15 protein-coding genes and 1 riboswitch are annotated in these 18,238 nt (G+C 65.0%); of the genes, 12 read left to right on the top strand and 3 right to left on the bottom strand.

All coding sequences use genetic code 11. The features are described from left to right. The first annotated feature begins 1 nt into the window (after window position 1). Window positions 2–934 (top strand): polysaccharide deacetylase family protein, encoded by a 933-nt coding sequence (locus ACOJCM_RS12435; RefSeq protein ID WP_445212362.1) that lies wholly within the window; start codon window positions 2–4, stop codon window positions 932–934. Window positions 935–945: 11 nt separating this feature from the next. Next, window positions 946–2,358 (top strand): FAD-dependent oxidoreductase, encoded by a 1,413-nt coding sequence (locus ACOJCM_RS12440; RefSeq protein ID WP_445212363.1) that lies wholly within the window; start codon window positions 946–948, stop codon window positions 2,356–2,358. A 6-nt stretch (window positions 2,359–2,364) separates the two neighbouring features. Here the strand turns inward: ACOJCM_RS12440 and ACOJCM_RS12445 are convergent, their stop codons facing one another. After that, the gene (locus tag ACOJCM_RS12445; protein ID WP_445212364.1) at window positions 2,365–3,309 is read right to left on the bottom strand and encodes a LysR family transcriptional regulator; all 945 of its coding nucleotides are present in this window, start codon (window positions 3,307–3,309) and stop codon (window positions 2,365–2,367) included. Between the two features lie 177 nt (window positions 3,310–3,486). Here ACOJCM_RS12445 and ACOJCM_RS12450 point away from each other — a divergent pair, with 177 nt between their 5' ends. The 3 genes from ACOJCM_RS12450 to ACOJCM_RS12460 all read left to right on the top strand — a co-directional run bounded on the left by ACOJCM_RS12450 (window position 3,487) and on the right by ACOJCM_RS12460 (window position 7,650). Beyond that, complete coding sequence (locus tag ACOJCM_RS12450; protein ID WP_445212365.1) at window positions 3,487–4,986, top strand: CoA-acylating methylmalonate-semialdehyde dehydrogenase; 1,500 nt, start codon at window positions 3,487–3,489, stop codon at window positions 4,984–4,986. A gap of 176 nt (window positions 4,987–5,162) precedes the next feature. Continuing rightward, window positions 5,163–6,971: a diguanylate cyclase domain-containing protein gene (locus ACOJCM_RS12455; RefSeq protein ID WP_445212366.1), complete on the top strand. Its 1,809-nt coding sequence runs from the start codon at window positions 5,163–5,165 to the stop codon at window positions 6,969–6,971. 88 nt (window positions 6,972–7,059) lie between these two features. Beyond that, a complete protein-coding gene (locus ACOJCM_RS12460) occupies window positions 7,060–7,650 on the top strand; it encodes a peroxidase-related enzyme (RefSeq protein ID WP_445212367.1) in 591 nt (196 codons plus the stop codon). Between the two features lie 21 nt (window positions 7,651–7,671). Here the strand turns inward: ACOJCM_RS12460 and ACOJCM_RS12465 are convergent, their stop codons facing one another. Further along, window positions 7,672–8,343 carry a hypothetical protein gene (locus tag ACOJCM_RS12465; RefSeq protein WP_445212368.1) on the bottom strand — a complete coding sequence of 224 codons (672 nt, stop codon included), beginning with the start codon at window positions 8,341–8,343 and terminating at the stop codon, window positions 7,672–7,674. Between the two features lie 133 nt (window positions 8,344–8,476). Beyond that, a riboswitch (TPP riboswitch) is annotated at window positions 8,477–8,581 on the top strand. Here ACOJCM_RS12465 and ACOJCM_RS12470 point away from each other — a divergent pair. From ACOJCM_RS12470 to ACOJCM_RS12485, 4 genes are all read left to right on the top strand, one after another. After that, window positions 8,571–9,959 carry a sodium:solute symporter family transporter gene (locus tag ACOJCM_RS12470; protein ID WP_445212369.1) on the top strand — a complete coding sequence of 463 codons (1,389 nt, stop codon included), beginning with the start codon at window positions 8,571–8,573 and terminating at the stop codon, window positions 9,957–9,959. It overlaps the preceding riboswitch by 11 nt. A gap of 265 nt (window positions 9,960–10,224) precedes the next feature. Next, the gene (locus ACOJCM_RS12475; protein ID WP_445212370.1) at window positions 10,225–11,667 is read left to right on the top strand and encodes an APC family permease; all 1,443 of its coding nucleotides are present in this window, start codon (window positions 10,225–10,227) and stop codon (window positions 11,665–11,667) included. A gap of 121 nt (window positions 11,668–11,788) precedes the next feature. Continuing rightward, window positions 11,789–13,477, top strand: a complete 1,689-nt coding sequence (gene ilvD, locus ACOJCM_RS12480) for a dihydroxy-acid dehydratase (protein WP_445212371.1) — start codon at window positions 11,789–11,791, stop codon at window positions 13,475–13,477. Window positions 13,478–13,558: 81 nt separating this feature from the next. Next, a complete protein-coding gene (locus ACOJCM_RS12485; RefSeq protein ID WP_104203957.1) occupies window positions 13,559–13,747 on the top strand; it encodes a hypothetical protein in 189 nt (62 codons plus the stop codon). 130 nt (window positions 13,748–13,877) lie between these two features. On the opposite strand, the gene ACOJCM_RS12490 is transcribed toward ACOJCM_RS12485, so the two are convergent. Further along, on the bottom strand, window positions 13,878–14,159 hold the full coding sequence (locus tag ACOJCM_RS12490; protein ID WP_445212372.1) for an XRE family transcriptional regulator: 282 nt from the start codon (window positions 14,157–14,159) through the stop codon (window positions 13,878–13,880). 369 nt (window positions 14,160–14,528) lie between these two features. On the opposite strand from ACOJCM_RS12490, the gene ACOJCM_RS12495 reads away from it, so the two are divergent. The 3 genes from ACOJCM_RS12495 to ACOJCM_RS12505 all read left to right on the top strand — a co-directional run bounded on the left by ACOJCM_RS12495 (window position 14,529) and on the right by ACOJCM_RS12505 (window position 18,130). Beyond that, on the top strand, window positions 14,529–15,488 hold the full coding sequence (locus ACOJCM_RS12495) for a TAXI family TRAP transporter solute-binding subunit (RefSeq protein WP_445212373.1): 960 nt from the start codon (window positions 14,529–14,531) through the stop codon (window positions 15,486–15,488). A gap of 160 nt (window positions 15,489–15,648) precedes the next feature. Further along, the gene (locus ACOJCM_RS12500; protein ID WP_445212374.1) at window positions 15,649–16,098 is read left to right on the top strand and encodes a DUF1850 domain-containing protein; all 450 of its coding nucleotides are present in this window, start codon (window positions 15,649–15,651) and stop codon (window positions 16,096–16,098) included. A gap of 10 nt (window positions 16,099–16,108) precedes the next feature. Next, a complete protein-coding gene (locus tag ACOJCM_RS12505; protein ID WP_445212375.1) occupies window positions 16,109–18,130 on the top strand; it encodes a TRAP transporter permease in 2,022 nt (673 codons plus the stop codon). The last annotated feature ends 108 nt before the right edge of the window (window positions 18,131–18,238 follow it).

Consider the following 18,238-nt stretch of genomic DNA (forward strand, 5'->3'; position numbering starts at 1 on the left):
CATGTCCCTCGAACCGGAATACCTGTCCTATCCCTGGCGGCGCCACGGCTACGATCACGACCGCTACGCCTGGTCCATGCTCGATGACCGCAAGCCTATCCAGTGGCCTGGCGGCAAGCCGCTGGCGGTGTGGATCAATGTCTCGCTGCAGTTCTATCCGCTCAACCAGCGCGGCGTGCCGTTCAAGGTGCCCAACGGCATGACCATGCCCTACCCGGACCTGCGCCACTATTCGCTGCGCGACTACGGAAATCGGGTGGGCATCTACCGCATGCTGGCGGCTTTCGAGAGGCGAGGCATTCGACCTACCTGGGCGATCAACGCCCAGCTTGCCCAGCAGACCCCTTACCTGCTGCAGCGCCTCAAGGCGTACGGCGGCGAGTTCCTCTGCCATGGCTGGAACATGGATCACCTGCACTACGGCGGGCAGGATCGCGACGAGGAAGCCGAGATCGTGCGTCGCTCGGTAGCAACCCTGCGCGAGCTTACCGGACAGCCGGTGCGCGGCTGGTTGAGTCCTGCCAAGCACCAGAGCTGGAACACCCCGGAGCTGCTGGCCGAGAACGGCATCGAGTACTGCGGCGACTGGGTCAACGACGACATGCCCTATGCCTTCACCACTCAACACGGCGATTTGACGATGATACCGCTCACCACCGAGATCGAGGACCAGTTCGTGATGAGCCAGAACCTGCACTCGGAGGATAGCTGGGCGACCCAGGTGAAGGACGCCTTCGACTTCCTGCTGCAGGAAGGGCGTGACCAAGGCGGTCGGCTGCTGGCGCTCAACTTGCACCCTTGGCTCGTGGGCCAGCCCCATCGCATCGCTTGTCTTGAGGCGGTACTCGACCATATTGCGGGACATCCCGAGGTGTGGCAGGCGACGGCGGGCGAGATTCTCGACGCCTACCGGGCCCAGGCCGTTAACGACTGAGGAGAGATGCAATGGCTATCGTGGCCTTTGGTGGCGGTGAGGCGTTCGAGGCGCATGTGCCGCTGGTCATCGTCGGGGCGGGCGCCTGCGGCTTGGTGGCGGCGCTTGCTGCCAAGGGGGCCGGCGTGGACTCGGTAGTGCTGGAGCGCGATGCGCTGCCACGGGGTAGCACCGCCATGTCCCAGGGCTTCATCCCGGCGGCGGGGACGCGTTTCCAGAAAGAGGCGGGTGTCGAGGACAACCCCGAACTGATGGCCGAGGATATCCAGCGCAAGAACGGCCACCAGGCGGATCCGGTCATCGTGCGTGCCCTGGCCGAAGCCTCCGCGGGTGTGGTGGAATGGCTGGCCGATGCCCATGGCATTCCTTTCGACCTGGTCGAAGGCTTTCTCTACCCCGGGCACAGCCGCATGCGCATGCATGCCAGCCCGAGACGCACCGGGGAGGAGCTGATGGGCAGCCTGCTCATTGCGGCGGAGGCGGCGGGTATCGACCTGCTCACCGAGGCCAGGGTGGTTGACCTGCACGTGGATGACACCGGCCGCGTGGGAGGCGTGACCCTGGAACGTCCCGACGGTAGCCGGGAGTCGATCGGCTGCGACGCCTTGATCCTGGCCTGCAACGGCTATGGCGGCAATCACGAGCTGGTGGCACGTTACCTGCCCGCATTGAAGGAGGCGCTCTATTTCGGCCACGAAGGCAACCAGGGCGACGCCCTGCTCTGGGGCGAGGCCCTGGGCGCCAGCTTGAAGGATCTGGGGGCTTGCCAGGGCCACGGCTCGCTGGCCATGCCGCACCAGACCCTCATCACCTGGGCGGTGATGATGCGTGGCGGCGTGCAGGTCAACGGTGAGGGGCGGCGCTTCTCCAACGAGCACGGCGGCTATTCGGAGCAGGCGGCCAAGGTACTGGCCCAGCCGGGCGGCTTCGCCTGGAACCTGTTCGATCGGCGCATCCATCAGGCGGCGCTGGAGTTCGAGGATTACCGTAACGCCCATATCGCCGGGGCGGTACGCACCTTCGACAGCCTCGAGGCCATGGCTGCGGGGCTCGCACTGCCGCTGGAGGCTTTGCGCGCCACCTTTGCCGAAATGCATCGCCTGGCCGAGAGCGGCGAACCCGATCCCTTGGGGCGGCGCTTCATCTCCGAAGACATGTTGGTGGCGCCTTATCATGCGATAAAGGTAACTGGCGCGCTGTTCCATACCCAGGGTGGACTGGAGGTAAACACTCAGGCGCAAGTGCTGCGCCAGGACGGTTCCACTTTTACCAACCTGTTCGCCGCCGGCGGCGCGGCACGGGGCGTTTCCGGCTCGGGCGACAGCGGTTACCTCTCCGGCAACGGCCTGCTCAGCGCCGTGGTGCTGGGCGCCATTGCCGGTCGCGAGGCTGCCCGCCAGCTCGGCTATGATTCAGCCGCCTGAGCGGGCCTAAGCCGAGGCGTCGGGCAACACCAGCTCCCGCGCCTCGCCCATCAGCAGGGCGCGGTTGGCCTCCAGCGATTCGCGCAGGAAATCCCACAGCAGCCGCACCCGTGCCAGGCGGCGCTGCTCCTGGCGCGCCGTGATCCAGAACTGGCGCACGATCTCCACTTCTTCATCCAGCACGCTCTCGAGCCGCTCGCTGGTCTCGGCCATGAAGCAGGGCAGCACGGCGAGCCCAGCGCCTTGCAGGGCGGCGGCGTGCTGGGTGGTCACGCTGGTGCTGCGAATCGAGAAGTGCGGCGCCGTTCCCACTACGGCGGGGTCGAGCAGCGGATCGAGGTAGCTGAGCTGCTCGCTGAAGATCAGGTCGTCGACGTAGCCGATCAGTCGGTGTTCGCCCAGGTCGGCGATTCGTGCCGGGTGGCCTTGATGCTTGAAGTAGGCTTGGCTGCCGTAGAGCCGCAGGCGATAGTCGCACAGCCGTGAGATGACCAGCCCCTGGCTGGCGGGGCGCTCGACGGTGATGGCCAGGTCGGCCTCGTGTCGGCTCAGGTTGACCACCCGGGGCAGGGCCAGCAGGTCCAGGGTGATGCCGGGGTGACGCTGGCAGAACGCCGAGAGCAGCGGGGCGATGACCCAGGTGCCGAAGCCCTCGGTCACCCCCAGGCGGATTTGCCCGCTGAGTTGACGGTTCTTGTCGGCCAGGCTTTCGCCCGCCTCGAAGGCATGGCGGGCCATCTCCTCGGCGTGGGCCAGGAGCTGCTGGCCGGCCTCGGTCAGGTGGTAGCCGTGAGTGCTACGCTCGAAGAGCTGGGTATTGAGTTTCTGTTCGAAGCGCCGGGTGCGCCGCGACAGCGTGGAGTGATCCAGCCCCAGGCGCCGGGCGGCGTCGGTGAGCCGTTGGCTGCGCGCCACTTCGAGAAAGATCTGGATATCCTGCCAGTCGAGCATGGCCCTTCTCCAAGCCAGGGTGCTGTGCATTGTTGCACAAAGGATGTGAAAAAGTGCCCATTGTTAAGCCTGGCAAGGAGTCGATAGACTCAGTTTCACTCTCATTCGTGTATTTATACACAGAAAGTCTAAGTTGAACGCCCTACTACAACGATTACAAGTCGAAGGAGTATCGCCATGTCCGTTCGCGAAATTTCCATGTACATCGACGGCCAGGCCGTCCCCTCCCAGAGCCAGGAGTGGCGCGACGTCGTGAACCCTGCCACCCAGGAAGTCGTGGCGCGGGTGCCGTTCTGTACCGCCGAAGAGGTCGATCGCGCCGTGGCCAGCGCCAAGGCGGCGTTCAAGACCTGGCGCAAGACGCCGCTGGCCAAGCGCATGCGTATCATGCTCACGCTGCAGGCGCTGATTCGCGAGCATACCGAGGAACTCGCCGCGCTGATCACCGAGGAGCACGGCAAGACCCTGCCCGACGCTGCCGGCGAGGTGGGCCGCGGCCTGGAGGTAGTGGAGCACGCCTGTTCGATTACCTCGCTGCAGCTTGGCGAGCTGGCCGAGAACGCCGCCAACGAGGTCGACGTCTACACGCTCAACCAGCCGCTGGGCGTGGGCGCCGGCATCACCGCCTTCAATTTCCCGATCATGCTGCCTTGCTTCATGTTCCCGCTGGCCATCGCCACCGGCAACACCTTCGTGCTCAAGCCCTCCGAGCAGGATCCGAGTTCCACCATGCGCCTAGTCGAGCTGGCCCACGAGGCGGGCGTTCCCGCCGGGGTGCTCAACGTGGTGCATGGCGGCCCCGACGTGGCCAACCAGATCTGCGATCACCCGGACATCAAGGCGCTTTCGTTCATCGGCTCGACCAACGTCGGTACGCACCTCTACCGCCGCGCCTCCGAAGCGGGCAAGCGGGTACAGTCCATGATGGGCGCCAAGAACCATTGCGTGGTGATGCCCGACGCCAATCGCAGCCAGGCCATCAACAACCTGCTGGGCTCGGCCTTCGGCGCCGCCGGCCAGCGCTGCATGGCCAATTCTGTGGTGGTGCTGGTGGGCGAAGCCAACCAGTGGCTTGAGGATATCGTCGAAGGGGCGCGCAACATGAAGGTGGGGCCGGGCACCCAGCGCGACGCCGATCTCGGCCCTCTGGTCTCTCCGGCCGCGAAGGAGCGCGTGGAGCGCCTGATCGATGCAGGCGAGAAGGAGGGCGCCCGTCTGCTGGTCGATGGGCGCGGCTACCAGGTGGAGGGCTATCCGGACGGCAACTTCGTCGGCGCCACCGTGTTCGCCGACGTCAAGCCGGAGATGACCATCTACCGCGAGGAAATCTTCGGCCCGGTGCTGTGCGTGGTCAGCGTCGATACCCTGGACGAGGCGATCGCCTTCATCAATGCCAACCCCAATGGCAACGGTACCTCGATCTTCACCAACTCCGGCTGGGTGGCGCGCCGCTTCGAGAGCGACATCGACGTGGGCCAGGTGGGCATCAACGTGCCGATCCCGGTGCCGGTGGCCTATTTCAGCTTCACCGGCTCGCGCGGCTCCAAGCTCGGTGACCTGGGCCCCAACGGCAAGCAGGCCATCCAGTTCTGGACCCAGACCAAGACGGTCACCGCGCGCTGGTTCGAGCCGGAGAACGTCTCCAGCGGCATCAACAGTACCATTTCGTTGAGCTGACCCTCTTTCGTCTCGGTACGATGCGTGCCCCGCCCTTCGGGTGGGGCTCGTTTCGTTAGGGGAGGGTGATGGAGGGCTAAACCTGCTAAAGTGGGGGCATCGTAAGGACACGATACGGAGGCAGTGTGCCCATGCGCTGCGAACTCACCGGAAAGCCAGCCGGTATGGCCAAATGGATGGCCGCTTTACTCTGGCTACTCTTGTCTTGGCAGGCCCAGGCCGCCGTCGACATCTCGGCGCCCTCGGCTGTCATCAATCCCGGCCCGCAGGTCTCGGTGCTCGAAGACGAAACGAGCCGGCTCGACATCGAACAGGTGCTCGAGGGTGCCGACGCCATGCCTTGGCGGCCGCTGCATAAAGAAGTGCCCAACTTCGGCTTTACCGATTCGGCCTGGTGGTTGAAGCTGGAGCTGGAAAACGACTCTCAAGCGCCTCTGCGGCGGCTGTTCGAACTCGGCTCGTCGTTGCCCGACTTCGTCGATGCCTATGTCGTGGACGAGCAGGGCAGAGTGGTACAGCAGTGGCATACCGGTAATCGCCGCCCGTTTGCGTCTCGTCCCATCCGCCATCACGCCTTCGTGCTGCCCGTCTACATCGGGCCGAACGAGTCGCGCCAGATTCTCGTGCGTCTCTCCAGCCATGACGGCGTGGTGCCCGCCACTCCGCTCTTGCTGATGGACGACGTCAGTTTCATCGAGCGCACCCAGAGCGAGTTGATGGCCTATAGCGTGCTATATGGCGGCTTGCTGGCGCTGTTGATCTATAACCTGCTGACGTTCCTGGCCACCCGCGAACGGGCTTTCCTCAACGCCGTGTTCTACCTGGGCGCCTTTCTGCTGTTCAACTTCACTCTGCGTGGGTTCGGCTACCAGTTCCTCTGGCCGGAGTGGCCGCGCTTCAACCAGCAGATGCTGCTGCTGAGCGCCGGCCTGCTCTTCGTTGCCTTCAGCGTGTTCAGCATCGGCTACCTGAACCTGAGGCGCCAGGTGCCACGCCTCGCCGCGGGCCTCGCGGTGCTGACCGGGGGAATCGTGCTCAGCGTGCTGCCGGCCTTCTTCGATCGCTTCGCCTGGGTGGTGCGTGCCCTGATCCCGCTGGGTATCAGCTACGCGTTGCTGCTGCTGGGCATCACGGCCTGGCTGAGCCTCAAGCGGGACCGTCTGGCGCAGATCTTCCTGCTGGCCTGGGGGGGGCTACTGCTGGGTGGCGTACTCTATACGTTGCGGTTGGGCGGCTACGTCCCCCATGCCCTGGCCACCGAATATGCGCTGGAGCTGGGAGCGGCCTTCAGCTTCCTGCTGTTGGCCTTCGGCCTGGCCTGCAAGATCAATCGGCTCAAGCGCGCCAAGCTGCAGGCCGAGCGGGAAACCTACGAGCTGCAGCGCAGCCTCAACCAGCAGCTCGAAACCAAGGTGCACCAGCGTACCCGAGAGCTGGAGCAGGCCAACCAGAAGCTGGCCGCCATGGTGCGCACCGACCCGCTCACAGGCTTGCTCAACCGGCGCCAGTTCGAGGCGCTGGTCAGTGAGGAGATTCAACGACGCCAGCGCGATGGCAAGCCGCTGCTGTTCGCCATGATGGACATCGACGACTTCAAGCCGTTCAACGATACCTATGGTCACCAGGCCGGAGACGAGGTGCTGATCGAGGTCAGCCACCTGCTCAAGGCACACTTCCGGCGTGCCGGCGATCGCCTGTTCCGGCTGGGCGGCGAGGAGTTCGGCATCCTGCTGGAGGCCGACTCCCTCGATGCGGGGCGTTTTGCCCTGGAGCGCTTCCGCCATGCGCTGCAGCAGTTGCAGATACCTCATGAGAAATCGCGCCACGGCGTCATCACCGGCTCCTTCGGGCTGGTGTGCTGCAGCGACTACGATCAGGCACCTTCCGCCATGGCGGTGTATCGCCAGGCGGACCAAGCCATGTATGAAGCCAAGCAGCGCAGCCGCAATCGAGTGGTCACGCGCTCGCTGATGGAGGAGGTGTGACGTAAGGGTAGGGCGGACGTCGCATGGACTTCTTGTTGACGTTGACGTTAACTGGCGGATGGCAGACAACGACAAAGAGGTACAAGCCATGACTGTTCCGCTCAGCCGCTTCCCCGTGCCCGAGTCCCTCGACGACCTGCCCGAAGATGTTCGTCAGGCCATTCTCGCCGTGCAGGAGAAGGCCGGCTTCGTGCCCAACGTCTTTCTCATGCTGGCCCATCGGCCGGATGAGTTTCGCGCCTTCTTCGCCTACCACGACGCCTTGATGGAGCGGGAATCCGATACGCTGACCAAGGCTGAGAAAGAAATGATCGTGGTCGCCACCAGCGCGCGCAACCACTGTCTCTACTGCGTGGTAGCCCATGGCGCGCTGGTGCGCATCTATAGCAAGAATCCCCTGCTGGCCGATCAGGTGGCCATCAACCACCGCACCGCTCCGATCAGCGAGCGGCACCGGGTGATGCTCGATTTCGCAATGCACTGTGGGCTGGAGGTGGGCGAGCTCACCGATGAATGGCAGGCGCGCCTGATCGAGGTCGGCTTCACCCAGAGCGACATCTGGGATATCGGCGCCATTACAGCCTTCTTCGGCCTCTCCAACCGCCTCGTCACACTCACCGGCACGCCGCCCAATCCCGAGTTCTACCTGATGGGCAGGGTGCCGCGGGAGAAGGGGTAATGGAATCGAGGTCGGCAGGGCCTAGCTGCGGCACGTCTCCAGCAGCATCAGCACCGGTTCGAGTTGGCTGACGTGCAGCGCCAGCACGCTGTTCCCGGGGGTGTCGTCGGCGGGACGGATCACCGCGAACTCCCCCTCTTCGAGATGAAATTCGTGAATTTCCCGCGGGCCGCGCAGCGTCTGACAGCGAATCGAGCGGTAGGCGTCGTCCTCGCCGTAGGTAAGGCGGTGGTAGACCTTGAAAAAAGTGTAGAGCGTGAGGCCACGATCGAAGGCGGGCCAGCGGGCGGGAATGGTGCGCGTCTCTTCGTCCAGCGCCATGCCCTTGGCTTCAGCCTCGGTAATGGCGTGCGCCAGCGGCTCGGCAAGCAGTGATGCCTCGTCACGCGGCAGCGGAGCGGCCTTCTCGAAAGCCTCTTGATAACGCAGCCGTACCTGCTCCAGATCGTTGAGCGTGGCGATACGGTGGTCGCTATGTGCCAGGTCGGAAGGTTCGAAGCCGCCGTTTTCCCAGCCATGGATGACCCGCAGCGTCAGCCGTCCGCTGGCCAGGGGGTCGCAGACCAGTGCCTGCAGGGCGATCCGCAGGTGGAGTTGGCGTTCGATAGCCAGGTTGTCAAAGGCGGAATAGGGGTCGGCAAAGAGGCGGTGCAAATGCCCGGGGGCGTGTTCCTTGGCTTCACTGAAAGGCATGGTGGTTCCCTGCGAGGGTAGTCGTTCTGGTTTTATGGTTGTTATATCATTTCAGGGGATTCGAGGCATATCGACTCATGCAACGCGGCGTTGTGCCTTACCCTTGTAGACCGCCATAGTAAATTCTCTCATTCATTGTCGCCAGGGGAGTCCCGCCGTGCGGGCTGAGAGGGCCAAGTGCCGACCCTGGAACCTGATCCGGTTCATACCGGCGGAGGAAGCGCGACATGCCCTACCTGACGTCAGCCGTGCTTGGCGCGGCGCTCATTTGCTTTGCTTTTCTGGGCCTCAGGGCTCGCCGGGCCGACGGCCCGCTCGACGACTACGTCACCGCCCGTAATTCCCAGCCTGCTGCAACCCTGGGATTCTCGTTCCTGGCTTCCGGCATGGGCGCGTGGATTCTCTTCGCGCCGCCGGAGATCGGCGCCTTCGTTGGCCCCGTCGCGCTGGCGGGGTATGCCATCGGTTCGGCGCTGCCTTTCATCGTGCTGGGTCTCTACGGACCGGCGATTCGCCGTCACTTGCCTGAAGGGCGCAGCATCGGGGAGTTCGCCGAAGCCTGCTACGGGGCAGGCGTGCGCCGCTGGGTGGCGCTGGTGTCGATCCTCTACATGGCCTGTTTCCTGGCTGCCGAGCTGACCGCCATCGGGGCGATCACGATACTGCTCTCGGATGTGCCGCCGGCGCTGGTGGTAATCGGCGTCGCGGTGACCACGCTGATCTATACCGCCATCGGTGGGCTGCGGGCGAGCCTGGCCACCGACCGCTGGCAGGCGTGGCTGCTGATCGTGCTGCTGCTGGTGGTGGGCGGCATAGCGCTTGCCCGCCTGCCGGAGATGCCTGCCGAGGCGACCCTCCCGTCGATCCCCACCGGCAGTGCGCTGGGCGTGGCGCTGACGTTGGTCATCGCAGTGACGGCTGCCAACCTATTCCACCAAGGCTACTGGCAGCGGGTATGGGCGGCACGTGACGACAGCGCCTTGAATCGCGGCGCCTGGCTGGGCGGTGCTATTACCGTGGCCGTGGCGGCGATGGTGGGCGGGCTTGGCATGCTGGCGGCAATGAGTGGCGTTGCCCTGGGCGAGCCGCCGATTCCCTTCTTCGCGCTGTTGAGCGAAGCGCCGGGCTGGCTGGCGCTGCCGTCGCTGGTGCTGGCCGTCACATTGGTCGCTTCCAGCGTCGATACCCTGCAGAACGGCATTGCTTCGCTGGTCGTGGCGGGCTCGGGCCGGCGGGGGCTCTCCATCGGTGCGGCGCGGCTGGTCAGCGTCGCGTTGATGGTGCCGGTGGTGGCGGTGGCGCTTCAAGGGCTCTCGGTGCTGCGATTGTTCCTGATCGCTGATCTCTTGTGTGCTGCCATCGTGGTGCCGGTGCTGCTTGGGCTATGGCGCAGGATGACGCCGCTGGCCGCCGTGGCGGGAGGCGTTGCGGGCATGATCGGCGCGATCCTGCCGGGCTGGGTCGCCGAAGGCAGCCTGGCGGGCGGCGTGGTGGCGGCGAGCTTCCCCGGCAGCGTCCCTACGCTGCCGCCGTTCCTCGGGGCCTTGGTGGCATCGACGCTGGTGAGCCTGGTCGTCGCCGGGTTGGCGCCGAAGCAGCACGCTCGTATGTCGTGAACCCGCCCCGCACGGCTCGTTCAACCTGCCGCGCTGACGTCTCGACCCTTGCATCGTGCCTGTGGGCGAGCTCAGCGCGGCGTTTCTTCGCGCGTCTGTCACCTGCGGGTCATGGGTTGTCCTGCCGGCGCTTGTCGCATGTCGCTCTTTTAGACCAAGGTCTATTCTTCTAAATATCGTCACTGCTTGCGGTTTTATCGTTGATTATTTTGATAGGCTTGGGGTAAATATTTTACACCTTGATAACGACAAATGTGAGGACGATATGACACAGGAACCCGCGACAGTGCCGGGACAGCTGGCTCGCGTACTGGCACGAAAGGACGTACTGGCACTTGCCTTCGGTGCCATGATCGGCTGGGGGTGGATCGTGCTGACCGGCAGTTGGATTCAGTCCGCCGGTAGCCTGGGCGCGATCACCGCCTTTCTGATCGGCGGGCTGATCATCGTACTGGTGGGCCTCACCTATGCCGAGCTCGCTTCCGCCATGCCCCAGGTAGGCGGTGAACACGTCTACAGCTATCGTGCGCTTGGACACTTCGCCTCCTTCCTGTGTACCTGGGCGATCACCCTGGGCTATGTCAGCGTGGTAGCCTTCGAGGCGGTGGCGCTGCCTACCGTCGTCGAGCACCTTTTCCCCAATTACGCCGTGGGACACCTGTGGACCGTAGCCGATTGGGACGTTCAGGCGACCTGGGTGGCCGTCGGTGTGGCCGGCTCGGTGCTGATGATGTGGGTGAACTACGTAGGCATCCGCACCGCGGCACTGCTGCAGAAGCTGGTGACGCTGCTGATCCTGGTGGTGGGCATCATGTTCATCACCGGAGCGCTCTTCGAGGGCAATACGGCCACCATGGAGCCCTTGTTCTCCGTCGAGCAGGGCGTGGTTGGCGGTATCATGTTGGTCATCATCATGGTGCCCTTCATGTTCGTGGGATTCGACGTCATCCCCCAGGCGGCCGAGGAGATCAACTTGCCGTTTCGCGAGATCGGTCGCGTGCTGATGATCTCGGTGATCATGGCGGTGTTCTGGTATTCGCTGATCATTCTCGGCACCGCCCTGATGCTCAATCCCGAACAGCTGGCTGCCAGTTCGCTGGCCGTGCCGGATGCCATGCAAGCCGTCTTCCAGGCGCCTTGGGCGGGTAACCTGATGATCCTGGCCGGTATCGCCGGCATCGTGACCAGCTGGAACGCCTTCTACGTCGGCGGTTCACGAGCGATCTATGCGTTGGCGCACTCCGGCATGCTGCCGGCCTGGCTGGGCAAGCTTCACCCCAGATACCGCACTCCCACCAATGCCATCCTGGTCATGGGCATTCTCTCCTCGATCGCGCCGTTCTTCGGCCGCCCGGCCCTGGTCTGGCTGGTGGTGGCCGGTGGCCTCGGTATCGTCATTGCCTACCTGTTCGTGGCGGTCTCTTTCGTGGTGCTGCGGAGGCGTGAGCCGCACATGCCGCGCCCGTTCCGGGTGCGCCACGGCAAGCTGGTGGGCAGCCTGTCGATCCTGCTCTCCCTGGGCCTCATCGCCCTGTACATGCCCGGCAGCCCTTCCGCCCTGGCGCCGGTGGAATGGCTGATGTTCGCCGGTTGGATGCTGATCGGCCTGGTGCTCTACGCCTGGTCGAGAAAGCGCTACGGTACCGCCTACAGCGACCGGATGATGACCCGCGAGCTGGCGGGAGCGGACCCCTACCCGGGCCGCTGAAGGTGCGCTAACCCGCGAGGCTCGTCATACCGGCGAGCCTTGTTTGTCTATCGGCCATTTGCCAGCTCGCTCGTGGAAGGCCACCCTCTGTAGATCACCCGATCGAAACGGAGGCCGTTCCATGAGCGATTCCCCGGACCCGCGTCGTCGCCATTCCGCCCCGGTGGTGGACGGCGTGGGCAAAGCGGCCAGCCGCGCCATGCTGCGTGCGGTGGGCTTTACGGATGAAGATTTTACCAAGCCCCAGGTGGGTATTGCCTCTACCTGGAGCATGGTCACGCCCTGCAACAGCCATATCCATGAACTCGCCGAGCGGGCCCGTGATGGCGCCGACGGAGCCGGTGGCAAGGGCGTGGTGTTCAATACCATCACCATCTCCGATGGTATCGCCAACGGTACCGAGGGCATGAAGTACTCGCTGGTGTCGCGCGAGGTGATCGCCGATTCCATCGAGACGGTGGCCGGCTGCGAGGGCTTCGACGGTCTGGTGGCCATCGGTGGCTGCGACAAGAATATGCCGGGTTGCATGATGGGCCTGGCGCGGCTCGACCGCCCCAGCGTGTTCGTTTATGGCGGTACCATTCGGCCCGGCGCCAACCACACCGATATCGTCTCGGTGTTCGAAGCCATGGGGGCGCACTCACGCGGCGACATGGACCTGATCGAGCTCAAGCAGATCGAGGAGACGGCAATACCTGGCCCCGGCTCCTGCGGCGGCATGTACACCGCCAATACCATGGCCTCGGCCATCGAGGCGCTGGGCATGAGCCTGCCGGGCAGCTCGGCCCAGGAGGCCGTGTCCCAGGCCAAGCGTGCCGACTGCGAGGCGGCCGGTGCCGCCGTGCTCGAGCTGCTCGAGCGCGACATCAAGCCCTCGGACATCATGACCCGCGAGGCTTTCGAGAATGCCATCACCATCGTGATCGCCTTGGGCGGTTCCACCAATGCGGTGCTGCACCTGATCGCCATGGCCAGTACCGTGGGGGTGCCGCTCTCGCTTAACGACTTCACCGAGATCGGCCGGCGTGTGCCGGTACTCGCGGACCTGCGCCCGAGCGGGCGACACATGATGAGCGAGCTGGTCGAGATCGGCGGGATCCAACCGTTGATGAAAACCCTGCTCGACGCCGGCCTGCTGCATGGCGACTGCCTGACCGTGACGGGAAGGTCGCTGGCCGAGAACCTGGCCGGCGTCGCGCCGTATCCCGAGGGCCAGGCGATCATTGCCCCGCTGAACGCCCCCATCAAGCGCGAGAGCCACCTTCGGGTTCTGCATGGCAACCTGGCGCCCGACGGGGCGGTGGCCAAGATCACCGGCAAGGAAGGCACGCGCTTCTCCGGCAGTGCACGGGTGTTCGGCTCCGAGGAGGAGGCCCAGGCACGCATCAACGACGGCACGGTGACGGCCGGCGATGTGGTGGTGATTCGCTACGAGGGGCCGAAGGGCGGTCCCGGCATGCGCGAGATGCTTACGCCCACGTCGGCCATCATGGGCCGGGGGCTGGGCGATTCGGTGGCGCTGATCACCGATGGGCGCTTTTCGGGCGGCAGCCACGGTTTCGTGGTGGGGCATGTCTCGCCCGAGGCCTTCGACGGCGGACCGCTGGCGCTGGTCCAGGACGGCGACACCATTACCATCGATGCCGAGGCCGACACCATCGAGCTGCACGTCGATGACGGGGAACTGGCCCGCCGACGCGAGGGTTGGCGCCAGCCCGTGCCGCGCTACACCCGCGGCGTGCTGGCCAAGTACGCGCGCAGCGTAAGTTCGGCGTCCACCGGGGCGGTGACCGACCAGCCGCCGGCATGATGCTGCCGGTCAGCTGCGTTTGGCTTTCCCCCCAGGCTCGGCTAGCTTGAGGAAGCACAGGCAAACGAGCAAGGAGGCACCATGCCCAAGAGCGGACCCAAGCAAGCGCGCATCGAGCCGATCCGCGACGCCGAGGACATCAACCTGCCGGTGACCGGCTGGCATGTCATCGACGAGACGGACCCCGATAACGAGATTGTCGTCTCGGAACACGAAACCGAAGTCGAGGCGCTCAAGGCGGCCGAGGAGTACGAACAGCGCGAAGAGTGATCCAGGCGGAACCCGCAGGCTTCCTGTCGGTTGTCGGCAGGGAGCCATCAACGACACCCAAAAAAAACGCCTCGCATCGAGCGAGGCGTTCGGTGTTTGGCCGTGGGGCGTACCGTCTCGTGGCAGCTCGCTAGTAGTTGAGCGCGCCGTCCGGGTCGACGGTGTGGTAGACCAGCCGCAGTTCATCGAGAGAGAGATGCTCCAGGCGGCCCGCCAGTAGATCGCTGATCTTTTGTGCCGGAAGCCCGGCGCGGCGCGCGATATCGCGGCAGCCGAGGTCGGATACGGCGATCAGCCGGGTGACGATGCGCATGAGGCGTGTGCGTTTTTCCAAATCCCTGACATCGAGGTCAGGGCTTCTTCGCGGGGGGTCGAGAAGTTCCGCGTTGGAAGAATGTCGTGCCGTACTCATGATACTCCAGTGGGCGGTTGCGACATTCACATCATGGGGGCATTTCGGCGATTTTGCCAGTCCCGATTCGCGTCTTTTTCACGCTTCCGCGACACCTGCCACTCGGTGGGTCGGGCAGCGGTCATGAGCCCGTCAGAAACGCCCTCGAAGCGTGGCGGTAGCGCCGTGGCCAGGGGCTGCAGGTCGCCGCCGGCGGGCTGCCTGGCTGACCGACCATGGTGGGATTGCCGAAAATTTACAAGAACGTAGAAACTGTCGATTAGCCCCTTGGCACGAGGGCGTGCTAGTTTTTGACAGGTAAACGGCCGGGTTCGCCCGGTGCGTTCCCAGGACAACCAAAAACGATCCGGTTTCAGGACGGAGGATTCCATGCGAGCCTTAAAATACGCTGCAGCAGCCTCGCTGCTGGCTACAGCCCCGCTGGCTGCCGCTCAGCAGCTCTCCATCGCCACCGGCGGTACCGGTGGGGTGTACTATCCGATCGGCGGTGGCTTTGCCGAGATCATCAACGATCACCTGGAAGGCTACGAAGCGAGTGCCGAAGTGACCGGCGCCTCGGTGGAGAACATGGGGCTGATCATGCGCGGTGACGCCGATCTTGCCCTGGTGCTGGCCGATACCGCGCTGCAGGCCTACGAAGGCAGCGGCGATTTTGAAGGTCGCCAGATCGAGAACACCCGCGCTCTGGCGTCGGTCTACCCCAACGCCGTGCAACTGGTGGTGCTGGCCGACTCCGACATCGAGTCGCTCGAAGACCTCGAGGGCAAGCGGGTTTCCGTTGGCGCGCCAGGCAGCGGTACCGAGCTCAATGCCCGTGCCCTGCTGCAGGCCAACGGCATCACTTATGACGACTTCACGCCCCAGCGCCTGAACTTCAACGAGACCGCCGATGCGCTCCGCGACGGCGACATCGATGCCGGCTTCTGGAGCGTGGGCCCGCCCACCAGCTCGATCATGAACCTGGCCGCTACCCGCGACATCCGCCTGATCGGCATCTCCGACGAGGAGATCGCCAACGCCCAGGAGGAGGAGCCGGTATTCGCCAAGTACGAGCTGAGCGAAGGCATGTACGAGGGCATGGACGAGGCGGTCCAGACCATCAGCATCCCCAACGTCCTGGTGGTCAATGCCGACATGGATGAGGAACTGGCCTACGACCTGACCAAGCTGCTCTTCGAGCGTATCGACGACCTGATTGCGGTGCACCCGGCGGCCAACGACACCACCATCGAGTTCACCATGGAGTCGACGCCGGTGCCGCTGCACCCGGGTGCGATCCGCTACTACGAAGAAGTCGACGCCGAGATCCCGGACAAGCTGCGTCCGTGATACGCGGCCACGGTTAGGGTGTGACGGCATGACAGCCGCACCGCCGCCGACATATCCAAGCGGAAGCCAGGCAGGGTGGGCGCATGCGCCCGCCCTGCCGTCGTGTGGCCGTCCGTGGACCGCCCTATGGCGGCTGCTATTTATCGCGTGTATCGGCTGCATGGCCCCGGGTGCCTGGGGGGAGGACGGCAGGGCCAGCCTGGCCGTGCTCGACGCCGCGGGGGAGCCGCTCTTCGAGTTGCCCCTGGAGCCTGACATGCGCTGGTGCCTGGGCTGGAACCACTCGGTCAAGCACTTTCCCGTGCTTGACTGCTACCGCTACCACCAGGGGCGGATGGTGCTCGAGCGCAGCCACCAACCCGATTTCGCCGCCGGCCTGGGGCACACCCAGGGGCGCGGCGAGCAGGTTTCCGATGGTCAGGGCGGCTACTGGATCGAGAACATCGACGAGCCCGTGCCCGGCGATCGCTACGTGCTGCGGGTCGGTTCGCCGGAGGTCGACCATCGCCTGCTGTGGCAGGACGACGACGCCGAGCACAGTATCAGCCTGAGCGGGCTGGCCGCCGGCCAACGCGTCACCCTACAACTGCGCAAGCCTGACGACGTCTGACGAGGACTGCATGAACGATTCCAACAGCCCGCCCGTGACGGTGCCCGGGGGCAAAGCCATTCAACCGCGAGTCGTGCTCTGGTTCATCACGATCGTGGCGGTGGGGCTGTCCCTGTTCCAGCTCTATTCGGCGGGCATCCAGCCGCTGGGGCTGTTCTACCAGCGCGGCATCCACCTGATGCTGATCATGATGCTGGCCTTTTTGATGTTTCCCGTGTTCGGCCCCCATCGCAAGCGGGGACTGATCGGCTGGGTGATCGATATCCTGTTCTTCTGCGGTGCGCTGATCACGGGGGGCTATCTCGTCCTCTACCTCGATGAGATCATCAATCGCGCCGGCTTCTGGAGCGAGACCGACATCCGCGTGGCGATCATCGCCACCGTGACGGTACTGGAGGCGAGTCGGCGCGCGGTGGGCCTGGGCATGACCGTGATCGGCGCGCTGGCCATCGTCTACGCCTTTGCCGGGCCGCGTGGCGAGCTGCCCTGGCTGGGCGAATGGCTGCCCGGAATCATGAGCCACCGCGGCTATGGCCTGGACCGCGTGGCCGGCCAGCTCTACCTGGGGCAGGAGGGGATCTTCGGCCTGCCGCTGGGCGTGGCGGCCACCTACATCTTCATCTTCGTGCTGTTCGGCGCCTTTCTCGAGAGCACCGGTGCCGGCAAGTTCTTCATCGACATGGCCTATGCCGCCACCGGTCGCCAGCGCGGTGGCCCGGCCAAGGCGGCGGTGCTCGCTTCTGCCGGCATGGGCTCGATCTCCGGCAGCGCCATCGCCAACGTCGTGACCACCGGCGCCTTCACCATCCCGCTGATGAAGCGCCTGGGCTACAAGCCGCACCAGGCCGGCGGTATCGAGGCCGCCGCTTCGACCGGCGGGCAGATCATGCCGCCGCTGATGGGGGCGGGCGCCTTCCTGATCGCCGAATACACCAACACCCCCTACCTGGATGTGGTCAAGGTAAGCATTCTGCCGGCGATCATGTACTTCGCCACCGTCTACCTGTTCGTACATATCATCGCGCTCAAGCAGGGCATGCAGGGCATGGCCAAGAGCGAGCTGCCGCAGATGCGCGACGTGATGCGCGAGGGCTGGCACTTCCTGCTGCCGCTGGCGGTATTGGTGTGGCTGTTGGTAATGAGCATGTCGCCGATGCGCGTGGGCTTCTATGCGGTCGTGACCATGGTCGCGGTGGCGGTGCTGCGCTATACGTTCTGGTTCCTGTTCATCGCGCCGCGCCAGGGGCAGAAGGTAACGCTGGCGAGCATTCGCGGCGTGGTCTGGGCCGGCCTGGTCAAGCTGGTCGAGGGCCTCGAGCTCGGCGCGCGTAACGCCGTGGCGGTCTCCATGGCCTGTGCCGTGGCCGGGATCATCGTCGGCGTGGTGGGCCTGACCGGCCTGGGGCTCAAGTTCTCCTCCATGATGATGGCCTTCTCGGGCGGCAACCTGCTGCTGGCCCTGGTGATGGTACTGCTGGCCAGCCTGGTGCTAGGCATGGGGCTGCCGGTCACCGCCAGCTACATCGTACTAATCGTGCTGGTGGGGCCGGCGCTATCCAACGAATTCGGCGTGCCGCTGCTGATCGCCCACCTGGTGGTGTTCTGGTATTCACAGGACTCCAACGTCACGCCACCGATTGCCCTGGCCGGCTTCGCCGGGGCGGCGATCGCCGGCAGCAAGCCGATGGAAACGGGCATCCAGGCGTGGAAGTTCGCCAAGGGGCTCTATCTGATCCCCGTGTTCATGGTCTACAACCCCGAGCTCATCATGGGCGGCCCGGTGCTGGTCGTGGCCTGGAACGCTGTGATTGCAATTCTGGCGCTGTGCGCCTTCGCCGCGGCGTTGGAGGGGTACCTCTTCACTCGCATGTCGTGGCTGCCGCGCATCGCCATCTCGGCCGCCATCGTGGCGGTATTCTATCCCAGCCTGATGGTGGAGGCGGCCGGCGTGGCGGTGATGATCGTGGCGCTCGGCGCCAACTGGCTGGCCAGTCGGCGAGAAACCGGCACCGCCGGCGCAGGGCCGGCCTGAGATCGGCGGTCGCGCCGCTTGGGGGCGGCCGCCTGTTCACTTGGTCAAGATGACGGCGCCTGCGGGCGCCGTTAGAATATCTGCCCTTCGAATCCTCAGCGCCACTTC

Source organism: Billgrantia hypersalina (assembly GCF_052584175.1).